General features: G+C 49.9%; 1 protein-coding gene. It reads left to right on the top strand.

What is annotated here, in order from left to right:
- Positions 1–698: FGGY family carbohydrate kinase (locus R7044_RS25560; protein ID WP_263857050.1), on the top strand; the 698-nt coding region annotated here is incomplete at both ends.

Below are 698 nucleotides of genomic sequence, written 5' to 3'. Positions count from 1 at the left end.
GGGACAAAGAAACAGGCAAACCCGTCTACAACGCAATCGTATGGCAATGTCGTCGTACCGCAGACATTTGTGAAGACCTAAAAAGCCGCGGCTTAGAAGATTACGTTCGCGACAACACCGGCTTGGTGCTTGACCCTTACTTCTCTGGCACTAAAGTTAAGTGGATTCTGGATAACGTAGAAGGCGCACGCGAAGATGCAGAAGCAGGTAAACTGCTGTTTGGTACCGTCGATACGTGGTTAGTATGGAAGATGACTCAAGGCCGCGTTCACGTTACTGACTACACCAACGCATCACGTACCATGCTGTTTAACATCAACGACCTATGTTGGGACCAAAAGCTGTTGGATGAGATGGGCATTCCGGCGTCAATGATGCCAGAAGTAAAACGCTCTTCGGAAATTTACGGCAAAACGAACATCGGTGGTAAAGGCGGTACTCGTATTCCTATCGCAGGGATTGCAGGTGACCAACAAGCGGCGCTATACGGCCAAATGTGTGTGGAAGCTGGCCAAGCGAAAAACACATACGGCACAGGTTGTTTCTTGCTGATGAACACTGGCCAAGAGAAAGTCACCTCGAAGAATGGTCTGCTTACCACACTAGCTTGTGGCCCGAAAGGCGAACCAGCTTACGCACTTGAAGGTGCAGTGTTCATGGGTGGTGCCTCTATCCAGTGGCTACGTGACGAACTGAAA

This window comes from Vibrio sp. 1402, assembly GCF_033340275.1.
The sequence above is the reverse complement of the archived record's forward strand: the minus strand, read 5'-3'. Positions and strand labels throughout refer to the sequence as shown.